Annotated in this window: 18 protein-coding genes; 8 read left to right on the top strand and 10 right to left on the bottom strand. The window is 71.2% G+C overall.

What is annotated here, in order from left to right; translation table 11 throughout:
• The first annotated feature begins 2 nt into the window (after positions 1-2).
• Entirely contained in the window at positions 3-302 is a 300-nt protein-coding gene (locus KUA19_RS31795) for a GNAT family N-acetyltransferase (protein WP_217401953.1), read from the top strand.
• 3 nt (positions 303-305) lie between these two features.
• Here the strand turns inward: KUA19_RS31795 and KUA19_RS31800 are convergent, their stop codons facing one another.
• Both KUA19_RS31800 and KUA19_RS31805 read right to left on the bottom strand, forming a co-directional pair.
• Positions 306-1,028, bottom strand: coding sequence for an SCO1664 family protein (locus KUA19_RS31800; RefSeq protein ID WP_217401955.1), 723 nt, complete (start codon positions 1,026-1,028; stop codon positions 306-308).
• A 104-nt stretch (positions 1,029-1,132) separates the two neighbouring features.
• On the bottom strand, positions 1,133-1,711 hold the full coding sequence (locus tag KUA19_RS31805; RefSeq protein ID WP_217401957.1) for a DUF3090 family protein: 579 nt from the start codon (positions 1,709-1,711) through the stop codon (positions 1,133-1,135).
• Between the two features lie 88 nt (positions 1,712-1,799).
• Between KUA19_RS31805 and mshC the strand changes: the two genes are divergently transcribed.
• Positions 1,800-3,041: a cysteine--1-D-myo-inosityl 2-amino-2-deoxy-alpha-D-glucopyranoside ligase gene (gene mshC / locus KUA19_RS31810; protein WP_217401959.1), complete on the top strand. Its 1,242-nt coding sequence runs from the start codon at positions 1,800-1,802 to the stop codon at positions 3,039-3,041.
• A gap of 158 nt (positions 3,042-3,199) precedes the next feature.
• Here the strand turns inward: mshC and KUA19_RS31815 are convergent, their stop codons facing one another.
• From KUA19_RS31815 to KUA19_RS31850, 8 genes are all read right to left on the bottom strand, one after another.
• A complete protein-coding gene (locus KUA19_RS31815) occupies positions 3,200-3,691 on the bottom strand; it encodes a hypothetical protein (RefSeq protein WP_217401961.1) in 492 nt (163 codons plus the stop codon).
• A 69-nt stretch (positions 3,692-3,760) separates the two neighbouring features.
• On the bottom strand, positions 3,761-4,126 hold the full coding sequence (locus KUA19_RS31820; RefSeq protein WP_217401962.1) for a hypothetical protein: 366 nt from the start codon (positions 4,124-4,126) through the stop codon (positions 3,761-3,763).
• Positions 4,127-4,195: 69 nt separating this feature from the next.
• The gene (locus KUA19_RS31825; protein ID WP_217401964.1) at positions 4,196-5,017 is read right to left on the bottom strand and encodes a GntR family transcriptional regulator; all 822 of its coding nucleotides are present in this window, start codon (positions 5,015-5,017) and stop codon (positions 4,196-4,198) included.
• A gap of 162 nt (positions 5,018-5,179) precedes the next feature.
• On the bottom strand, positions 5,180-6,046 hold the full coding sequence (locus KUA19_RS31830) for a PAC2 family protein (protein WP_217401966.1): 867 nt from the start codon (positions 6,044-6,046) through the stop codon (positions 5,180-5,182).
• Positions 6,047-6,159: 113 nt separating this feature from the next.
• The gene (locus tag KUA19_RS31835) at positions 6,160-11,037 is read right to left on the bottom strand and encodes a diguanylate cyclase domain-containing protein (protein ID WP_217401968.1); all 4,878 of its coding nucleotides are present in this window, start codon (positions 11,035-11,037) and stop codon (positions 6,160-6,162) included.
• An 82-nt stretch (positions 11,038-11,119) separates the two neighbouring features.
• Positions 11,120-11,911 carry an META domain-containing protein gene (locus tag KUA19_RS31840; protein ID WP_217401970.1) on the bottom strand — a complete coding sequence of 264 codons (792 nt, stop codon included), beginning with the start codon at positions 11,909-11,911 and terminating at the stop codon, positions 11,120-11,122.
• Between the two features lie 107 nt (positions 11,912-12,018).
• Complete coding sequence (locus tag KUA19_RS31845) at positions 12,019-12,408, bottom strand: hypothetical protein (protein WP_217401972.1); 390 nt, start codon at positions 12,406-12,408, stop codon at positions 12,019-12,021.
• Positions 12,405-12,824, bottom strand: a complete 420-nt coding sequence (locus KUA19_RS31850; protein WP_217401974.1) for a DUF1622 domain-containing protein — start codon at positions 12,822-12,824, stop codon at positions 12,405-12,407. Before KUA19_RS31850 ends, KUA19_RS31845 begins: the two co-directional genes overlap by 4 nt.
• Positions 12,825-12,958: 134 nt before the next feature.
• Between KUA19_RS31850 and KUA19_RS31855 the strand changes: the two genes are divergently transcribed.
• The 6 genes from KUA19_RS31855 to KUA19_RS31880 all read left to right on the top strand — a co-directional run bounded on the left by KUA19_RS31855 (position 12,959) and on the right by KUA19_RS31880 (position 19,785).
• Positions 12,959-13,297 carry an Imm51 family immunity protein gene (locus KUA19_RS31855; RefSeq protein WP_217401975.1) on the top strand — a complete coding sequence of 113 codons (339 nt, stop codon included), beginning with the start codon at positions 12,959-12,961 and terminating at the stop codon, positions 13,295-13,297.
• Positions 13,298-13,387: 90 nt separating this feature from the next.
• Entirely contained in the window at positions 13,388-14,878 is a 1,491-nt protein-coding gene (locus tag KUA19_RS31860; protein WP_217401976.1) for an MFS transporter, read from the top strand.
• 337 nt (positions 14,879-15,215) lie between these two features.
• The gene (locus tag KUA19_RS31865; protein ID WP_217401977.1) at positions 15,216-16,220 is read left to right on the top strand and encodes a LacI family DNA-binding transcriptional regulator; all 1,005 of its coding nucleotides are present in this window, start codon (positions 15,216-15,218) and stop codon (positions 16,218-16,220) included.
• 284 nt (positions 16,221-16,504) lie between these two features.
• Positions 16,505-17,860: an ABC transporter substrate-binding protein gene (locus tag KUA19_RS31870; RefSeq protein ID WP_217401978.1), complete on the top strand. Its 1,356-nt coding sequence runs from the start codon at positions 16,505-16,507 to the stop codon at positions 17,858-17,860.
• Between the two features lie 71 nt (positions 17,861-17,931).
• Complete coding sequence (locus KUA19_RS31875) at positions 17,932-18,882, top strand: carbohydrate ABC transporter permease (protein ID WP_217401980.1); 951 nt, start codon at positions 17,932-17,934, stop codon at positions 18,880-18,882.
• Positions 18,883-18,897: 15 nt separating this feature from the next.
• A complete protein-coding gene (locus KUA19_RS31880) occupies positions 18,898-19,785 on the top strand; it encodes a carbohydrate ABC transporter permease (protein ID WP_217401982.1) in 888 nt (295 codons plus the stop codon).
• Positions 19,786-19,890: the final 105 nt, after the last annotated feature.

The raw sequence follows: 19,890 nt of genomic DNA on the forward strand, positions 1-19,890 counted from the left end.
CGGTGACTATCGAGGTGGTGGACGCGCCGGCCAAGGGGCGCTACGAGGCACGTGACGGCGAGACGCTGGCCGGGTTCATGACCTACCAGGTCACCGGCAAGATCATCGCGTTCACGCACACCGAGGTGTCCCCGGAGTACGAGGGCCAGGGCATCGGCGGCGCCATCGCCCGCCGCGTCATGGACGACGCCCGCGCCGCCGCCCGCACCGTGGTGCCGATCTGCCCGTTCCTGGCCGGATGGCTGGAGCGCCACCCGGAGTACGCCGACATGGTCGTCACCGACCACCGCCGGGTGAAGTAAGTCTCAGATCGGCGGCCACGGGATCGCGTGGCGGTCGTCCGGCGGCTGCGGCAGGGTCCCCTCCGCGACCAGGTGCTTCACCCGGGTCTGCAACGCCTCGACCTCGGCCGGGGCGAGCAGATCGGCCAGGATGCCCGCGTCGAACCCGCGCAGCGCCTCGGCCACGTCCGGGGCGACGGCCCGGCCCGCGAACCCCCACAGCACCGTGCGCAGCTTGTCCTCGGTGTGGAAGCAGATGCCGTGGTCCACGCCGTACAGTTTCCGGTCCGGGGTGGCCAGCACGTGCCCGCCCTTGCGGTCGGCGTTGTTGACCACCGCGTCGAACACCGCCATCCGGGCCAGCCCCGGATCGTCGGCGTGCGCCAGCAGGTACGGCCGACCCTCGTCGTCCTGGGCCGCCGCGATCGGCAGCCAGCCCTGCGGCAGCTCGTCGGCGGGCACGAAGTCGACCGGCGGCTCGGTCACCTCGTCCAGCCACAGCTGGCACGAGCCAGGGCCGAGCGGCCCGTCGCGCATCACCGTGGTCGGCACGATGTCCCAGCCCAACCGGTCGCTCACCGCGTACGCCGCGACCTCGCGCGCGGCCAGTGTGCCATGTGGGAAGTCCCACAGTGGCCGCTCACCACGCACCGGCTTGTAGACCGCCCGGAAGGTGTGCCCGTCGGCGGTGAGAATCACACGCAGGGTGGTGTTGGAGGCCTCGACCAGCCTGCCTTCGATCTCCATGTCGGCGCCGCGCAGCAGACGCCCGAGCTCGGTCTTGTCGTCGACGGGAGGGATGGCCCGACCTCCTCGGCTGCTCTGCGTGCCGTCTTTTCCGCGGTGTAGCGCTATCTGCGGTGGTAGCCGTTGTGCCGGGGGCACAGGTGCCCGGCCGGATCCAGCGGCTGGCCACACAGGGGGCACGGCGGCCGCCCTGCCGCCACGACCCGCTTGGCGCGGTCGATGAAGTTCCGCACCTCCTGCGGCGTCAGCCGCACCCGCAACCGGTCGAGGTCGTCGGAGATCTCCGGTGCGTCCTCGGCGTCGGCTTCGTCCCCGGTGTCGGTCTCGGCGTCGAACTCGACCTCCTCGGCCGCGATCGCCTCGATCACCACCGTACTGGACTCCACGTCGAAGGCCAGCCCGAGTGTGCCGACGCGGAACTCCTCGTCGACCGGCGCCTCCAACGGCTCGTTGTCCGTCGGGAGCTCGGTGCCGGGCAGGTCCGCCCCGAAGCGGTGATGTGCCTCGGTGAGCAGCTCCTCGAGCTTCTCGGCCAGCAGCGCCACCTGCATCTTCTCCAGCGCGACGCTTACCAGGCGGCCCCCGCCGCGTGCCTGCAGAAAGAACGTGCGCTCACCGGGCGGACCCACTGTGCCTGCCACGAACCGCTCCGGCGGCTCGAACGCGTACACCTGATGGGTCATGCCTCGACCCTAGCGTCACGTTCGGCCAACCGGGTAACCCCTCGAGGCTAGATCCGCTCTCGGCAGAATGCTGGTTACGCTGGCGGACATGGAATCGTGGTCCGGACTCGACGTCCCGCGCCTGCCCGGCGCCGGTCAGCCCCTCGTTCTCTTCGACTCCGCACGCCAGGGCGCCCACCCGAGCCGCCCCGACGGCGGGCACGCGACCATGTACGTCTGCGGCATCACCCCGTACGACGCGACCCACCTGGGCCATGCCGCCACCATGATCACGTTTGACCTGGTGAACCGGCTGTGGCGGGACGCCGGGCACGAGGTCACCTACGTGCAGAACGTCACCGACATCGACGACCCGCTGCTGGAGCGGGCCAACCGCGACGGCGAGGACTGGAAGGTCCTGGCCATGCGCGAGACCGCCCTGTTCCGCGAGGACATGGAGGCGCTGCGGATCATCCCGCCGGCCCGCTACGTCGGCGCCGTCGAGTCGATCCCGGCCATCGTCGAGAAGGTCGTCGAACTGCTCGACACCGGTGCCGCGTACCGCCTCGACGACGGCACCGGCGACGTCTACTTCACGATCAGCTCCGCCCCCCGCTTCGGGTACGAGTCGAACCTCTCGCGTGAGCAGATGCTGGTCTTCGCCGCCGAACGCGGCGGCGACCCCCAGCGCCCCGGCAAGTACGACGCGCTCGACCCGCTGCTGTGGCGCGGCTCGCGCCCCGGCGAGCCGTCCTGGGACGGCGGCCCGCTCGGCGCCGGCCGCCCCGGCTGGCACATCGAGTGCGCCGTCATCGCCCTCGGCCTGCTCGGCGACACCATCGACGTGCAGGGCGGCGGCAACGACCTGCTGTTCCCGCACCACGAGTGCTCGGCCGCCCACGCCGAGGTGCTCACCGGCAAGGCGCCGTTCGCCGGGCACTACGTGCACGCGGGCATGATCGGCCTGGACGGCGAGAAGATGAGCAAATCCCGCGGCAACCTCGTCTTCGTCTCCCGGCTGCGCTCCGACAACGTCGACCCGATGGCGGTCCGGCTCGCCCTGCTGGCCGACCACTACCGGACCGACCGCTCGTGGACCGACGACCTGTTCAAGACCGCCGAGGCCCGGCTGGCCCGTTGGCGTCGCGCCGCGCAGGCCGCCGCCGGACCGTCCGGAGCCGAGTTCCTGGCCGGGGTGCGCGGCAAGCTCACCGACGACCTGGACACCCCCGGCGCGCTGGCCCTCATCGACGCCTGGGCCGACGACACCCTCGCCGGAGCGGGTACCGACCCCGACGCCCCCGCCCTCATGGCGAAAACCCTCGACGCCCTCCTCGGCATCGCCCTGTAGGTAAGGAAGGGCACCTTCTTATCGCTCTGCGTAGAGGAAGGTGCCCTTCTTAACCCGCTCCCGCGGCGGTCGGTGTCCCGTCGTTTCCACCCGGGGGCATCGTGTCGGGCCGAGGCTACTTCGCTGTCCCGTAGCGATGACTCGGGGCCGGACCGCGGTCACGCGGCCTGGCGGGTGAGGGCCGCCCGCCTTAGGTGCTCCAGATCGTCGATCATGCGCAGCAGCCCGGAGCGGGACATCGAGATGAGGTCAGTCCGGCCCGCCACGGCGTCGCAGGCCACGACGGCGGGCGTCTCGACCCGTCGGCCGTCGGCGAGCTCGATCCACAGGATCTCGGACCCCGCGGCGGCGCGCAGCGTGAACGCCGTGACCTCGGCCAGCGCGACGCGGCGCAGCCGCATCCCGTCGCCGACCACCAGCGTGCCGTCGCCCACGTGGACGCCGCACATGAGTTCCATGGCCTTCACGACGGCGGCCGCCAGCCAGAGCACCGCGAACACCAGCACTTTCAGCCCGTCATCGCCCGTGGCGTAGCCCGCGAACAGCAGACCGGAGAAGATCAGAAAGATCCAGAACCAGACGAGGGTACGGCGGCGGTCGCGCGGACGCGGCGTGAGGCGGCGCGTACCCGGCGGGGCGAAGATCTGCACGGCTCGGATGGTGCACGACGTGCGCACATGCCGCCACCCGCCGATCAGGCGCCGGATTTCCTGCCGCAGTCAGGCGCGCGGGCGGGGCTGCGGGCGGGAACGGGCGGGCGGGCGCGGTGCCTGCGGGGGCGCGGCCCGCCGTGGCGCGGCAGGTCGGGCCGCGGCGGCGGCCTCGCGGCGCAGCGTCAGCGCGACGTGGCCCAGGCGGGCGGCCAGCGCGAACACGCCCAGGCACAGCGCCCCGAGCAGCAGCACGCCGGTGCTGGCCACGCCGTCGGCGATCCCGACGACCAGGATGGCCAGCAGCGCCAGTCCGATCACGAGCACGACCAGGGCGCCGAGGGTGGCCACGAACGCCTGCGGCGACTTGCGGCCGGTGTCTCCCGGCCCGAAGGCGCCTCGCTTACCTGCGGGAACGTCTCGGCGAAGGGTCATGCGTCCCATCCTTGCGACCGGTGCGCTCACGCGCAGGCGAAAAACTGTCGGCCACCCGACATTAAGGGATCAGCCCAGCACCAGGCCCGGATCCGGGTCTCCGTCGAGGTCCGCGTCCGGGCGTGGCGCGGGCACCCGATAGTCCTCCGTGAGTGTCGTCATCGGTCCGGGCCAGGTGGACTGCGCGACCTCGATGGGGCGGTGGTCGGCGTCGTAGGCCACGTGCAGCAGGTGCAGCACCGGCGTATCGGGGCGGATCTGCAGCACCTCGGCCTCCTCGCGGGTGGGCAGCCGGGCGGTGATGGTGTCGGTCGCGGTGACGTAGCGGCGGCCGGTCACCTCCTCGACCTCCTGGTACAGCGGGCGGCCGAACGATTCGAAGCGCTCCAGCCCGGTGCCCGCCGTGTCGGTGGGGCGTAGCCACGAGGCACCCACCTCGACAGTGGCGTCCTGGGTGCGCACGATGTGGCGCCGCACCACCAGTTCGGTGCTGTCGGAGACGCCGAACGCGTCGGCGACCTCCGCCGGGGGAGTGGCCCGGCCGACCTCGGTGAGCTGCTGCCGGTATCGGGCGGCCAGGTCGGCGTGGTATCCGCGCTGGGCGCCGTAGCGGCCGCGGGACAGCCGGTTGAGGCGGCGCCGGGTCCCGCGCACGAACGTGCCGGAGCCCGGCTTGGTGATCAGCAGGCCCTCGATGCGCAGCTGGTCGATGGTGCGCTGCACGGTCTGCTTGGCCACTCCGTACATCTGGGCCAGGGCGGGGATCGAGGGCAGCTGCTCGCCCGCGGCCCAGTCGCCCCGTCTGATCTTCGCGCGCAGCTGGGCGGCGATCTGGCGGTGCGGATGTTCCGCCGCGCCCGGATTGATCCCGCCGATGCCCGTCTCGGTCATGATAGGGATCATGCCGTACGAATGTCCGAATACCTAGCGTCCTAGGACGACCTAGTCAACGTGTCGCGCCCCAAAGATCGTCCAAGTTGCCGGGCACTCGGGCGAAAAGCAGCGCAAGATACGCCCGAGTGCCCGGCAACTTGGACGATCAAGCCGGGGAGGTCACCAGGTGCCGTGGGTGGGGCCGTGGGAGCCGCCGCGGCGGCGCAGGTACTTCTCGAACTCGACCGCGATCTCGTCACCGGACAGCGGCTTGATCGCGTCGCCCGCGCGCTCCTCGAGGTCGCGCAGGTATTCGGCCAGCTCGGCGTCCTGGGCGGCGGCGGCGCGGACCCGGTCCTCCCACTCGGCCGACTCCTCGGCGAGGTCGGCCATGGGCACGGGCAGGTCCAGCACCTCCTCCAGGCGGTGCAGCAGCGCCAGCGTGGCCTTCGGGCACGGCGGGTTGCTGGCGTAGTGCGGCACGTGCACCCAGAACGACATCGCGTCCAGTTCGGCGCGACGGGCACTCTCCTGGAGCACCCCCACGATGCCGGTCGGTCCCTCGTACCGGGTGGGGGTCAGCTTGATCTTCTCCTCGGCCGCGGACTTGCCGGTCACGGTGCCGCTGATCGGCAGCGGGCGGCTGTATGGCACGTCGGCCAGCAGTGCCCCCAGCAGCACCAGCTTCTCCACGCCCAGGCTGTGGCAGATCTCCAGCACCTCGCCGCAGAAGGTGCGCCAGCGCAGGCTCGGTTCGATGCCGCGGATCAACACCACGTCGTGCTTGGCCCCGGGCGGCGACGCCACCAGGAACCGGGTGCTCGGCCACTCGATGCGCCGCTCCTCCTCGACCAGCGTGATCAGCGGTCGGTTGACCTGGAAGTCGTAGAACTCCTCGGGGTCGACCACGGCGACCTCACGGGCGTCCCACACCTGCTCCAGGTGTTCCACCACGGCGGTGGAGGCGTCAGCGGCGTCGTTCCACCCCTCGAAGGCGGCGATGGCGACAGGGGAGCGCAGGACAGGAAGGCCGTCGAACTCGGTCACGCCTGCCAGCCTACGGCGAAGCGCCGTATCGTCCAGGCGAGTCGCCGCCGCTGGCGCGTCGCGCCGGTCACATGGGCCGCATCGAACCCGCCTGATCCGGGTCGGCCCCGGGGTCAGGCGGCGGCGCTGACCTGGTTGCGGCCACTGCGTTTGGCGCGGTAGAGCTCGACGTCGGCCAGCCGGACCAGGCCCTCGGCGTCGCGGCCCGGACCCGGCGTCATCGACGCGACCCCGACGCTGACCGTCACGATTCCGTCACTGGTCACCGCGTGCGGCTCGTCCAGCGCGGCGACCGCCCCGCGCAGCCGCTCGCCGACCTGCCGGGCCCGCTCCACGCCGATGCCCGGCATGAGCACCGCGAACTCCTCGCCGCCGTAGCGGGCGACCAGGTCGATCTGGCGCAGGTTGCGGGTGAGCGCACCGGCGACGCGCTGCAGGCAGTCGTCGCCGGCAGGGTGGCCGTAATGGTCGTTGTACGGCTTGAAGTGGTCGATGTCGACCATCGCCAGCGCCAGCGGCGCCCCGGTGCGCGAGGCGCGTTCCCACTCACCCGCCAGCCGCTGCTCCCAGCGGCGCCGGTTGGCCAGCCCGGTGAGCGCGTCGGTGCTGCTCAGCAGCTCCAGGCGAGCGTTGGCGGCGGTGAGCTCCTCGGTGCGCTGGGCGACCTTGCGCTCCAGCGAGGCCAGCACCGAGGCGTTGTCCAGGGACACGGCGAGCTGCCCTGCGATGAGCTGGACCGTGTCCAGTCGGTCGGCCGAGAACGCCTCGCGGATCAGGTGGTTCTCCAGCAGCAGCAGGGCCTGCCAGGTGCCCCGGTTGACAATGGGCACGGCCAGCAGCGAGCAGGTGTCCAGCCCGGCGAAGTACGGGTCGCGGGCGAAGCGGTCGTCGTGGGCGGCGTCGCCGACGACCAGCGGTTCGCGGGTGCGTTCGACGTACCGGATGACGGAGGCGGGCGCGGCGGGTCGGTCGCCGGGCTCCCGCGCGGGCAGGGCCCAGTGCTCGCCGTCGCCGTCTCGCCGCAGCAGGTGTACGGCGGTGGCGCCGGTCATGTCGCTGAGCACCTCGACCACGCGGGCGCGTACGCCGTCGAAGGTGGTCTGCGAACTGAGCGCCTGCGACGCCGCGAGAATGCCGAGCAGGTCGATGGTGCTGGTGAGGATGGGCCGCTGCGGTTCGGCGGCCGCCGTGGCGGGGGTCGTGCCGTCCGCGGTGGGCGGGCGGGCCCGGTCGAGCTGGTCGACCTTCGCGGCGGCCCCCCAGGCGAGGTAGGCGTGCCGGGCGCGGTCGAGCAGGTTCTGCCCGGCGATGGGCATGTCGTTGGCGAGGTAGAACCGGGCGGCGCGTTCGAGGATGAGGGCGCGGTGCCAGGGGCGCTCGCGGGTGGCGGCCTCGCGCTGGGCGGCGTCGAAGGCGCGGGCGGCGGCCGGGAAGTCGCCGTGCGCGGCGGCGTCCTCGGCGCGTACGAGCAGCAGCAGGTGCTCGAAGTTGCCGGGTGCGTCGGCGGCTCGTTGGGCCAGCCACGCCGCGCACTCGTCCAGTTCGGACAGCAGTTCGTCGCGTTCGGCCGGTTCGGCGGCGCGGGCACGGCTGGCCAGGTCGAGCGCGCGCAGCAGCTGGGTCAGCGCGACCGGGTAGGTGGCCGGGTTGGTGTGGATGAGCGCGGCCGCGGCGGTGGCGTGGTGGTGCAGCGCGGCCGGGTCGTCGAACAGCACGGCGGCCAGGGCCCGGGTCAGGTGCATGTTGGACACGGCGACGACGTTGCCGGCCAGGCTGTCGAGCACCGTCTGCTCGTCGGCGTAGGCCTCGACGTGTTCGCCGCGCAGCACGGCGGCCAGCCGCCGGTACGGCAGGTAGACGTCGGTGGACTGGTCGTTGCCGGTGCGGGTGGCGAAGGCGAGTCCCGCGTCCACCTCGGTGAGGTAGCTGTCGAGGGTGGGGGCGTAGTCGAGCAGGCCGTACACGGTGACGTAGTAGGTGTGGCAGGCTTTCTGCAGGTCACCACCGTGCAGCAGTCCTTCGCGGGCCAGTTGTGCCTGCCGGACGGCGTCTTCGAGGGGCTCGTACCAGTGGCCGGTGCTCAGGGCGTAGAGGAAGCGGGCCTGGGAGGTGTCGGGCTCGTACCCACGGGCCTCGGCGGCGGCGAGGAAGCGCAGCATCGCGCGGTGGCCGGTGCGGTAGTCGCCGCGGCGGCCGACGGTGACGAACATGGTGTGCGCGACGGGTCCGGCCAGGGTCGCGACCGGACCGTACTTGGCCCAGCAGCGCAGCGCCTGCATGGTCAGCCAGCACAGGATGGTCTGGTCGCTGAAGAACGCCGGGGCCATCATCTTGTTGATCAGCGAGGCCGCGGCGAGCAGCCGCGGGTCGGTGAGCTCGGGGTGCGCCAGGTCGGCCGCGACGTCGCCGCGGTCGAGCCAGTCGCCGAGCCGGTCCAGGTCGGCTTCGATCTCGGCGTCCATGCGTTCGCGCGGCGGGGCGTGGATGCCGAGTTCGTCGAGCATGTGCAGGCCGAGAGCGACGGCTTCGGCGGCGCGGCCCTGGTTGGTGAGGCTGAGCACCCGGACCAGGGTGGCATCGGCGCAGTCGGCGGGGTCGGTGCACAGGCCCTCGATGATCCGGTACACCTGGTCGGCTTCGTCGAGGCGGCCGAGGCCGTACAGGGCGGCGTGGCGGGCGGTGTGCAGGCCGAGGAGCTCGGCGGTGTTGGCGGGGTCGGTCAGGGGGATCGCGGCGGCCAGGAAACGCTCGGCGGCGGCGTGGTTGCTGAGCAGACGGGAGCGTTCGGCGGCGCGGGCGAACAGCGCGGCGGCGCGGCGGCGTTCGGTCTGGTCGGTGATCCGGCCGGCGACATGGAGGTACTGCTGGGCGGCGAGGTCGGCCAGGCTCGGCTGGGCGGACAGGCGGCGGGCCAACTCCAGACGCAGCTGGGTCAGCCTCGGTCCGGGCAGGCTGTCGAGGATGGCCTGGCGGACCCGGTCGTGTCGGAACCGCAGCACGTCGGCGGGGTCGCCGGGTTCGAGCACCAGCAGGCCGTCGTCGAGGGCGGGCACGAGCAGTTCCTCGATGGCCGCGGCGCTGCGTTGGGACATGGTCTGCAGCAGGTTCAGGTCGGCTTTGCCGCCCAGGCAGGCCATGATCTCCACGGCGCGGCGGGTGGGTTCGGGCAGCGCGTTCACCCGGGCGGTCCACAGGTCGGTCACGTCGGCCTGGCGCAGGTGACGGGACAGGGTGGCGCCGTCCCAGGACCAGCCGTCCTCGCGCAGTTGCAGCACGCCGTCGCGCCGCAGCGAGTTGACCAGTTCGACCGTGTCGTACGGGTTGCCCTGGGTGCGCTGGGCCACGGGTCCGGCCAGCTCGGCCGCGTCGTGCGGGTCCAGGTGCAGCAGGTCGGCGACGAGTTCGGTGGTGCTGTCGGCGGTCAGGTTCGCCAGCCGCAGCCGCTGCGGTTCGACCCCTTGGCGCCGCCAGCGGGCGATCATCGCCGCGAGCGGGTGCGTGGCGTCGACCTCGTCCTCTCGGTAGGCGCCGACCAGCAGCAGCCCGTCGGGTGGCCCTTCGGACACCAGCAGGTCGATGAACCCGAGCGGGGTCCGCGCGGCCCACTGCAGGTCGTCGATGAACAGGACGATCGGGCGTTTCGGTGAGGCGGTCGCGATCAGCACGTCGACACCGGTGCGCTGGGTGCGGGCCTGGGCGTGTACGGCGTCGCCGACGCCCGGGTCGCCGTCGAGGTGCAGCAGGGCGCCGAACTCGGGCAGGACCGCGGCGAGCAGCCCCACGTTGTGGCCGACCGTGGTGAGCAGCCTGTCGCGCAGCTCGGCCAGCTCCTCTTCGGGCTCGGCCAGCAGCAGCCGGCCCAGCGCCCGCAGCGCCTGGCGTACGGCGTCGTAGTCGCGGTCGTGGCGGTGCGGATCGAACTTGCCGGACACGAACCAGCCGCCGCCCGCCGAGGCGATGGCGCGCAGCTCGTCGATGAGCGACGTCTTGCCGACGCCCGCGGCTCCGGTGACGAGCAGTCCGTGGCTCAGCCCGCTCATCGCGTCGGCGAACGCCGTGCCCAGCGCCTGGATCTCCGGGTCGCGGCCGATGATGCGCGACTGCGGGAGCAGTCGCAGCGGCACGTCGTTGGCGCCGACCCGCAGCCCGGCGGGGGCGCCAGGCGGGGCGTCGCGCAGCAGGGCCAGGTCGTGGGCCAGGCCTTCGGCGGTCTGGTACCGGTGGTCCGGTTCCTTCTCCAGCAGGTGCATGATGATCGCCGACAGCTCGGCGGGGACCCGCGGATCGGCTTCGGCGGGCGGCACCGGGCGGCGGGCGAGGTGTGCGTGGCTGAGCCGCAGCGGGTCGCCGGTGCCGAACGGCGGGGCGCCGGTGGCCAGCTCGTACATGGTGGCGCCGAGAGCGTAGAGGTCGGCCCGCTGGTCGACGGGGCGTCCGGTGCGCCCGGTCTGCTCCGGGGCCAGGTACGGCAGCGTGCCGACGATCTCGTTGTGGTGGGTGAACTCGGGCCTGATCTCGGCGAACGCGGTGGCGAGCTCGAAGTCGACCAGGCACACGCCGCCGCCGGGCGGCAGCACGACGTTGGACGGGCAGATGTCGCGGTGCACGACGTGCCGTCGGTGGATCTCGGCCAGGGTGCGGGCCAGGTCCAGGCTGACGGTGACGGTCTCGGCCCACGGCAGCGGCTTGCCGCGCTGGTCCAGGGTGGTGCCGCCGGGGTCGACGAGCACCAGGGTGCCCGGCTCGGCGAGGGCGTCGGCGAGCTGGGCGACGCCGGTGACGCCGCGCAGGCGGTGCAGGATCGCCAGCTCGTGGTCGGTCCGTTTCACGGCGTCGGGGCCGAGGGCCTCCTTGACGATCACGGATCCACCGCCGGGCAGCGACCGCCGCTTGACCAGGGTGCGGTCGCTGCGGTGCAGCTGTTCGGATCGTGCGGCGCCGAGCGGCGGACTGTCACGTCGCTGGTCGTCGTTCGCCGCCGAATCCGTCAAAACACCCAATTCTCCGTGGTACGCGCATGCGAAATGTCGCTGTCACCAAGAATAGACTGTTTGTCGCTATCGAACCCCGACGTCACCCGGCGCGCAGGGACAGACCGGCGCGGTCCGGGCCGGTGAGGTCGAGCCGGTCGGCGGTGATCTTCCAGGTCACCTCGCCGCGCAGCGTGGCCAGCACCGCCCGCTCCAGCCGGTTCACCTCGTCGGCGCAGGCCATCTTCGTCGTGCGCAGCGCTCCGAACACGATCCGGTCGCCGCGCACCTCGGCCGTCCCGCCGAGCTGGTTGCAGCCCGTCGATCCGGTCACCTTGCCGTCGGCGAACTCCAGGTACGCCTCCGCGCCGCCGGGAACCGAGCCCGCCGCGTCGCCCGTCACCACCGTGTCCACCGTCCACCGGGTGCCGGTCAGCGGCCGGTCCGGTGTCGCGGTCTCCTGGTCCTGCATGGTGATCTCCGTCTTGCCGTCGCTGAGCTTGAGCACGTCACCGTTCAGGGTCCAGGACGGCCCCGCGCCGAGGAACGCGCCAAGCCAATTGTCCTGCTCGTGTCGGGGCTGGTCACAGCCCATGTCGGTGGTGGCCGGCTCGCCGACCGTCAGCCTGCCGTCGTCGAACGAGGCCTTGCCGCCCAGGTGGTTGCAGCCGGCGTTCAGGCTGACCGTGCCGTCCGGCTGCACCATCAGCCTGATCCGGGTTCCGCCGACCAGCGGGCGCGGGGTGCCGTTCTCGGTCACCGCCGTGGACAGGAACGTGCGGTCGGCCAGCGCCGCCCCCGCGCCGGGACCCGGCGAGCCGACGTCGCCCGGCTGGGCACAAGCCCCGGCCAGCAGCGCGGTGAGCAGGATCGCGGCCGTACGCACACTAGACATGCCACCTTCGACCGCCCGAGCGCGCTTCCGGTTCCCGACCCGCCCCGCCACCGGCCGCCCCGGCCCGCCACCGGCCGCCCCCAGCCGAGCTGTCGGACCTCGGCAGGTCAGCGCCGTGCAGAAGAGACCGGGGCCGGTCCTGGCGGGGGCGCGTCGGCGGGGTGGCGCAGGGCGCCGCGCAGCAGCAGCCGGATCCCCAGAATCGCCGCCGCGGCGGCCATCGCCTGCCAGGAAGCCGGAAGCGAGAGCCGCAACAACCCGGCCGCCAGCCAGAAGTCCAGCGCCACCGCCAGCGCCAGCCGCGCCGGACCGCGCGTGGCCAGCACCAGGCCGCCCGCGACCAGCCCCGCCGCGACACAGGCCAACGAAGCCAGGTCGATCAAGTGGGCGATCGCGCCGGTTGCCTCGGCGGCGCCGATCCCCGCGGCGGGAGGGTCGATCGCCGTCGCGCCACCGATCGCCGCGACGATGGCGCAGCCGCCCCCGACGGCGATCACGCCGTCCCCCGACTGCCCGGGGGGCCCAGGTCGGCGGACGGATTCAGCCGGGGGCTGCCCGCCGCCGCGATCTCGGCGCGCTCCTCCTTGATCTCGCGGTTGAGGAAGAAGTTCAGCGCCGTCCGGATCGCCGCGATCGCGGCCAGTTCGCCGATCTCGCGCAGCGTCGGTGCGATCGCGGTGCGCAGGATGTCCCCAGCCAGTTGAAACTCCAGCCCGAGCGCCAGGAAGCGACCCAGGCCCAGCCGGATCGGCACGAAACTCTCGGTACGGCGTATCCGGATGGCGGCGTTGACGAACTGCGCGAACGCCACCGTGGCGCCCACGAAAATGACCAGGGCGCCCGCGAACTCGACCAGCTTGACCAGCAGGTCGACCACCCCGGCCAGCGTCAGCTCATCCAGCACGTCACCCATGCGCCCCGTCCCTGTTCCTGCCCGGTCCGTCGCCGTCCCGCCGAGCTATGCCTATCAGCTCCAACGGCCCACGCGTCGCGGATCGCGGGTACTCGCCCAGGCCGGTGGGGACCGGTTGTGGGACGCTACGCCGCATGACTCCGTTGAAGCTCATCGAAACGGACTCCGGCAAGTACTCGCTGCTGCTCATCGCGGGCGAGACCGGGGTCGACGAGGTGATCTACGAGCTCGGTCACGAGCCGAACGGCTACTTCTGGGCGGGCATCGCCGAGCTGCTCGTCGAGCACGAGGCCCCCGACCTCGGCGAACGCTTCTCCTACGACCCGGAGGCCGGAATGTTCTGCGCCCGCGGCACCGACCGCGCCGCGCTGGCGGAGCTCGGTGAGCTGATGAGCGGCGCGGCCACCGACGCCGACCGGCTGCGGGCGCTGGTGGCCCTGGCCGCGGCGACCGGATTCGAGTTCGACGACTGAGATCGGCTGAGATCTTGACGACCCGGGCGGATGCGGCACGATTACCGCGAACGAGCCGGGAAAGGGACAAGCCGCCGGTAGGCTCGGACCATGTACAGCGGCGCGGGTGACGACTACCGACCCGATCCGCGCCGGTGGCACGCGCTGAGCGTGTGCCTCATCGGCGGCTTCATGGCCCTGCTCGACGTCAGCATCGTCAACGTGGCGCTGCCGTCGATCCGGATGGGTCTGGACGCCGGCGCCAGCGACCTGCAGTGGATCCTGTCCGGGTACGCGCTGGCGTTCGGCCTGCTGCTGGTGCCCGCGGGCCGCTTCGGTGACATGCACGGACGGCGCAACGCGTTCGTCGCCGCGGTGGCCCTGTTCACGCTGTCCAGCGCCGCGGCCGGGCTGGCCCGTACCGCGCTGTGGCTGGTGCTGGCCCGGCTCATCCAGGGCGCCGCGGGCGGGATCATGAACCCCCAGATCAGCGGCCTGATCCAGCAACTGTTCCGGGGCGCCGAACGCGGCCGGGCCTTCGGCATGCTCGGCGCCATCGTCGGCATCTCCACCGCCATCGGCCCGCTGCTGGGCGGCCTGCTCATCCAGGCCGCCGGGGTCGCCGAAGGCTGGCGCTGGGTGTTCTACGTCAACATCCCGGTGGGCGTGCTGGCGATCATCATGGCGTACCGCTTCATCCCGGGGTTCTGCGACAGCCGAAGACGCCGGGAGAGTTTCGACCCCGTCGGGGTGCTGCTGCTGGCGCTGGGCGTGGTGCTGGTGCTGCTGCCGCTGATCCAGGGGCAGTCCTGGCCGGGGCGCGGCAAGTGGCTGCTGCTCGCGGCCGGGCTGGTGGTGCTGGCCGGGTTCGTCGCCTGGGAGCGCCGGTACGCCCGCGCCGCCGCGGGCACCCCGATGGTGGACCTGAGCCTGTTCCGGCGCCGGTCGTACGCCCTGGGCACCCTGCTCGGCCTGGTCTACTTCGCCGGGTTCACCGCGATCTTCTTCATCTTCACGCTCTACCTGCAGCAGGGCCTCGGCTACACGGCGCTGCAGGCGGGCCTGGCCACGCTGCCGTTCGCGCTCGGGTCGGCGGTCTCGGCCGGAGCGGGCGGGCGGGTCGTGACCCGCGTCGGGCGTACCCTCATCGCGGTCGGGCTGGGGCTGGTCGCGCTCGGGCTGGCCGGGGTCGAACTCGCGGTCGAGCTTGTGCCCGGCCGCGCCGACGGCTGGGCCACCGCGTTGCCGCTGCTCATCGCCGGGGTCGGCAGCGGCCTGGTGATCGCCCCGAACCAGACGCTGACCCTGGCGGAGGTACCCGTCGCCGGGGCGGGCAGCGCCAGCGGCGTGCTGCAGACCGGGCAGCGCATCGGGGCCGCGGTCGGCATCGCCGCGATCGGCGCGATCTTCTTCGCCGGGCTCGCGTCCTCGCAGGGCGACTTCGCCACCGCGTTCCGCCACGGTCTGCTGCTCACGATCGCGTTCGTACTGGCAGCACTGGTGGTCGCCCTGATCGACGTGCACGCGGGCCGCCGCGCCGCCGGCGACTCCCACGAACCGATCGCAGCCGCCCAAGCCGCCGACCCCCGGTCCGCCCGCTGACCGCAATACCTGACCTCGTGGGATACCTGACCTCGTGGGATACCTGACCTCGTGGGATACCTGACCTCGTGGGCGATCGGCACTCGCGGGCGGAAGACGGGCCGGGCCGTGTCCGTGCGGTGAGGTGACCCGAAGCCGGGATCCTCCGGACCGTTTTGGTGGATGATCGCGGTCTCCGGTCGTTCCGTGGGCTCAGGACGCATATTCCGTCCTCAGACAGCGATCTTGGACGGTTGCGCGGGACGCGGGCGAAGAGCGGGTTCTGGCGGGATCGATAGTTGCAAGAGGTTGCGTTCGGGTATCGAGTTTTTGCATTAGATCCCGTAAGCTGTCGGGTGTGACGAGCAGACTGGCGGCGGTGGCCAAGTTCACCGGGGTGTCCGAGGCGACGGTCAGCCGCGTGCTGCACAACAAGCCCGGGATCGCCCCCGCGACCCGCGATGCCGTGCTCACGGCCCTGGACGTGTTCGGCTTTCCCCGCCCCGAGCGCATCCGCGCCGAGCGCGGCCGCCTCGTCGGCCTGGTGCTCCCCGACCTGCAGAACCCCATCTTCCCGGCCTTCGCCGAGGTCATCGCACAGGCCCTGATCAAGCGGGGGCTGGTGCCCGCGTTGTGCACGCGCACCGCAGACGGGGTGTCGGAGTCGCACTACATCGAGATGCTGCTGTCGCACCAGGTCGGCGGGATCGTCTTCGTGGGCGGCAGCTATGCCGACGCGGGGCCGGAGCAGTGCCGCAAGCTGGAGGAACGCCGACTCCCGATCGTGCTGATCAACGCCGCGGACGAGAACCTGGGCGTGCCGCGCGTGTGCGTCGACGACGAGCTGGCGGTGGAGCAGGCGCTGACGCACCTGACCGCGCTCGGTCACGAGCGGATCGGGCTGGTGCTGGGCCCGCCCGGACACATCCCGTCGGCCCGCAAACTCGCCGCGTACGTGCGGTTCTTCGAGCGGCGGGGGCAGTCGCGGCAGTGGCGGCGCTGGGTGGAGCACACGATCTTCTCGACGGAGGGCGGGCGTGGCGCGGCCGCGCGGTTGCTGGCCGAGGGCGTGACCGGGGTGGTCTGCGCCAGTGACGCGCTGGCGCTGGGGGCCATCCGCGCCGTACGCAAGCAGGGGCTTTCGGTGCCGCAGGACGTGTCGGTGATCGGATTCGACGACTCGACCTTCATGGGCGTGACCGACCCGCCGCTGACCACGGTGCGTCAGCCGATCGAGCCGATGGCGAGCGCCGCGGTGGCCGCATTGATGGCACAGATCGAAGGTGGTGTGGTCGACCGGGGCGAGATCCTGTTCGACCCGGAGCTGATTGTGCGCAGCTCAACCGGCCCGTGCCAGTCATGATCAGTCCGAAGTCGACAACGCCCTGCTCAGCGCGTTAATGCATCGACAAGTTTCGTGTTTGCGAGGTTGTGCAACTCGAAGACGATCTTCTGGTCAATTTTTTGCAACAACCCATGGACTTCTTGGGCTCGCGCGGTCTAACCTTCTGCTCACGCCGAAACGCTCGGAAACCTCGGAGCAACGCGGCGGCAATGCGCAAGCAACAACCGGAGGTGTCGCGTCTCCGGTCGACCCGGGCTGCCCCCAGCTCGGTAACTGTGCATCCCAAGAAGGGAATTTTGACGATGAACCGTCGCACGCTCGGCAAGTCCGTCGCGCTGGCGCTGATCGCCGGCACGGCGCTGCTCGGCGCCGCCTGCTCCGGCGAGGACAAGCCCGCCGAGTCCAACGGCCCCGTGACGATCACGGTCAACGGCAAGCCGCCGGCGACCGACGCGGTCAACCTGGCCAACTTCGAGGCCGACGTCAAGGCGTTCGAGGCGAAGTACCCGAACATCAAGATCGACGCCAAAGAGGGGTTCATGGACCCCCAGACGTTCGCCACCAAGCTGGCCGGCGGCCAGCTGGAGGACGTCTTCTACGTCTACTTCACCGACCCGCAGGCGCTGATCGCCAAGAAGCAGGTCTCTGACATCTCGGCCTACCTGGACACCGTCCCGCAGGTGAAGGACATCCAGGAGCAGCTGATGAAGGTCTTCACCGGGCCGGACGGCAAGGTGTACGGCCTGCCCTCGGCGAACTACTCGCTGGGCCTGGTCTACAACCGCACCCTGTTCACCAAGGCCGGTCTCGACCCGGCCAACCCGCCGAAGACCTGGGAAGAGGTCCGCGCGGCCGCCCAGAAGCTGAAGGCGCTCGGGGACGGCGTGGTCGGCTACGGCGACTACAGCAAGAGCAACACCGGTGGCTGGCACTTCACCGCCGAGCTGTACTCCGTCGGTGGCGACATCGCGGTCAAGGACGGCGACAAGTGGAAGGCCGCCTTCAACAGCGACAAGGGCAAGCAGGTCCTGCAGCAGCTGAAGGACATGCGCTGGACCGATGACACCATGGGCAGCCGCCAGCTGCTGGAGTGGGCCGACCTGATCCAGATGGCCGCCTCGGGCAAGCTCGGCATGTACATCGGCTCGTCGGACAACCTGCCGGTGATCGTGAACCAGTACAAGGGCAAGTACGAGGACTACGGCCTGTCGGTCATGCCGGGCGGCCAGGGCACCCTGGGCGGCGGCGACGGCTACATGTTCAAGGCCGGCCTCAGCCCGGAGAAGATCAAGGCCGGTCTGACCTGGCTGTCCTTCAAGACGATCAACCCGGACCGGATCATGGCGGACAACGAGAAGGCGTCCAAGGCGGGCCAGCCCGTCGGCCTGCCGCAGCCCAACATCTGGACCGGTGCCTCCGCTGCCAAGCGCGAGGAGGCCACCAAGAAGTTCGCGAACGTCCCCTCGGACAATTTCGCGCCGTTCGTCGCTGGATCCGCGAGCATCCCGCTGAAGCTGGAGCCGCCGCTGGCGCAGCAGGTCTACGCGGTGCTGGACACGGCGATGCAGAAGGTCCTGACCGACCGCAACGCCGACATCGCGAAGCTCCTCGCTGACGCAGAGGCCCAGGTCAACACGATCCTGGCCGCAGCCAAGTGACGAACAGGCCCCGGGCCGGGGGATTGGCGGCCCGGGGCCTACCCCTTGTTCGAACAGAAAGGGCGGGCGCGATGACGGTCCTGGCACCCGAAGCCACGGCACGGCCGGTGGCGCAGGAGCGGCCCCGGCGCACCAGCGGGCCGAGCTTCGAGCGGCTGCGGCGGCGGATCGGCGACAACCTGCAGGCGTACGCGTTCCTGGCGGCCGGTCTGGTCTGCTTCGGCCTGTTCTCCTGGTATCCGCTGGTCAAGGGCATCATCCTCAGCTTCCAGCAGGACAACTTCGTCACCCCGCCCTACTGGGTCGGGCTGGACAACTACCAGGCGCTGTTCGCCGACCCGCTGTTCGGCACCGCCTGGGTGAACACGCTGGAGTTCACCGCCCTGGCGCTGCTGTTCGGGTACGCGGTGCCGTTCGTGGTGGCGCTGGTCATCAACGAGTTCCGGCACGCCAAGGGCTTCTTCCGGGTGGCCGTGTACCTGCCGGTGATGCTGCCCCCGATCGTCAGCGTGCTGCTGTGGAAGTACTTCTACGACCCGGGCTCGGGCTTGTTCAACGCGGTGCTGAGCTTCCTGCACCTGCCCACCTCGGAGTGGACCCAGTCGCCGAAGATGGCGATGGTCTCGCTGGTGCTGGTGTCGACCTGGGCCAACATGGGCGGCGCGACGATCATGTACCTGGCCGGGCTCGCGGGCATCCCGAGCGAGCTCTACGAGGCCGCCGAGCTCGACGGCGCCAGCGTCTGGCAGCGGGTGCGGCACGTGACCATCCCGCAGATGCGCTTCATCATGCTGGTGCTCCTCCTGCTGCAGATCGTGGCGACCATGCAGGTGTTCATCGAGCCCTTCCAGCTCACCGGGACCACGAACCCGGACACCATCACGGTGATGGTGCTGATCTACCGGTACGCCTTCACCGTCAACAACGACTTCGGCCTGGCCGCCGCGATGAGCGTGCTGCTGTTCATCGTGCTCGGCGCGTTCTCGGCCGTGTACCTGCGACTGACCCGCAAGCCCGACTGAGAGCAGGTGCCGCAGATGAGTTCCTCGACCCGATCGCTGATCTCCGACGCCGACCTGCGGCGCGGCCGCAACCGGCTGGTGTACCGCGTGGTGCTGGGCGTGCTGGCCGTCGCCTTCACGCTGGCGTTCATCTTCCCGCTGTACTGGATGTTCTCCGGCGCGTTGAAGTCGCCGCAGGAGCTGGTGCAGCCGGTGCCGACGCTGCTGCCGCAGGAGTGGCACTGGTCCGCCTTCGCCGACGCGTGGCAGCGGCTGCAGGTCGGCCACTTCCTGTTCAACACCGCCTACTACGCGTTCTTCGGCTGGCTGATCCAGCTGCTGGTGGACGTCGCGGCGGCGTACGCCCTGTCGAAGCTGCGCCCGGTCTTCGGCAAGGTGGTGCTCGGCGGCATGCTGGCCAGCCTGATGCTGCCCGCCGCCGCGCTGCTGGTCCCGGCGTACCTGACCGTGGTCGATGTGCCGATCGTTGGTCTCAACCTGCTGAACAGCCCCTGGGCGCTGTGGCTGCCCGGCGCGGCCAACGCGTTCAACATCTACGTGCTCAAGCGGTTCTTCGACCAGATCCCCGACGACCTGCTCGAAGCCGCGAGCATCGACGGGGCGGGGCGGCTGCGCACGCTGTGGAACGTGATCCTGCCGCTGTCGCTGCCCGTGCTCGCCGTCATCTCGATCTTCGCGATCATCGGATCGTGGAAGGACTTCCTGTGGCCGCTGCTGGTGCTGCAGGACCCGCAGCAGCAGACCATCAGCGTGGCGCTGAGCCGGTTGTCCTTCACCGGCCAGGTGCCGCAGAACGAGCTGTACGCGGGGCTGGCGATGGCCAGCATACCGATGATCATCGTCTTCATGATCTTCCAGCGCCGGATCCTGAACGGCCTGTCCGCCGGAGCCATCAAGGGCTGACGGCACACCTGACACGGTCGAGCGCCGCGCCCGGCGGTGCTTGACCGGCACCGACACCGACCACCAGCCCACCGCCACCGGTGAGCCGATGGCCGCTGCCCGGGA

Source organism: Catellatospora tritici (assembly GCF_019083965.1).
Taxonomy (GTDB): Bacteria; Actinomycetota; Actinomycetes; order Mycobacteriales; family Micromonosporaceae; genus Catellatospora; species Catellatospora tritici.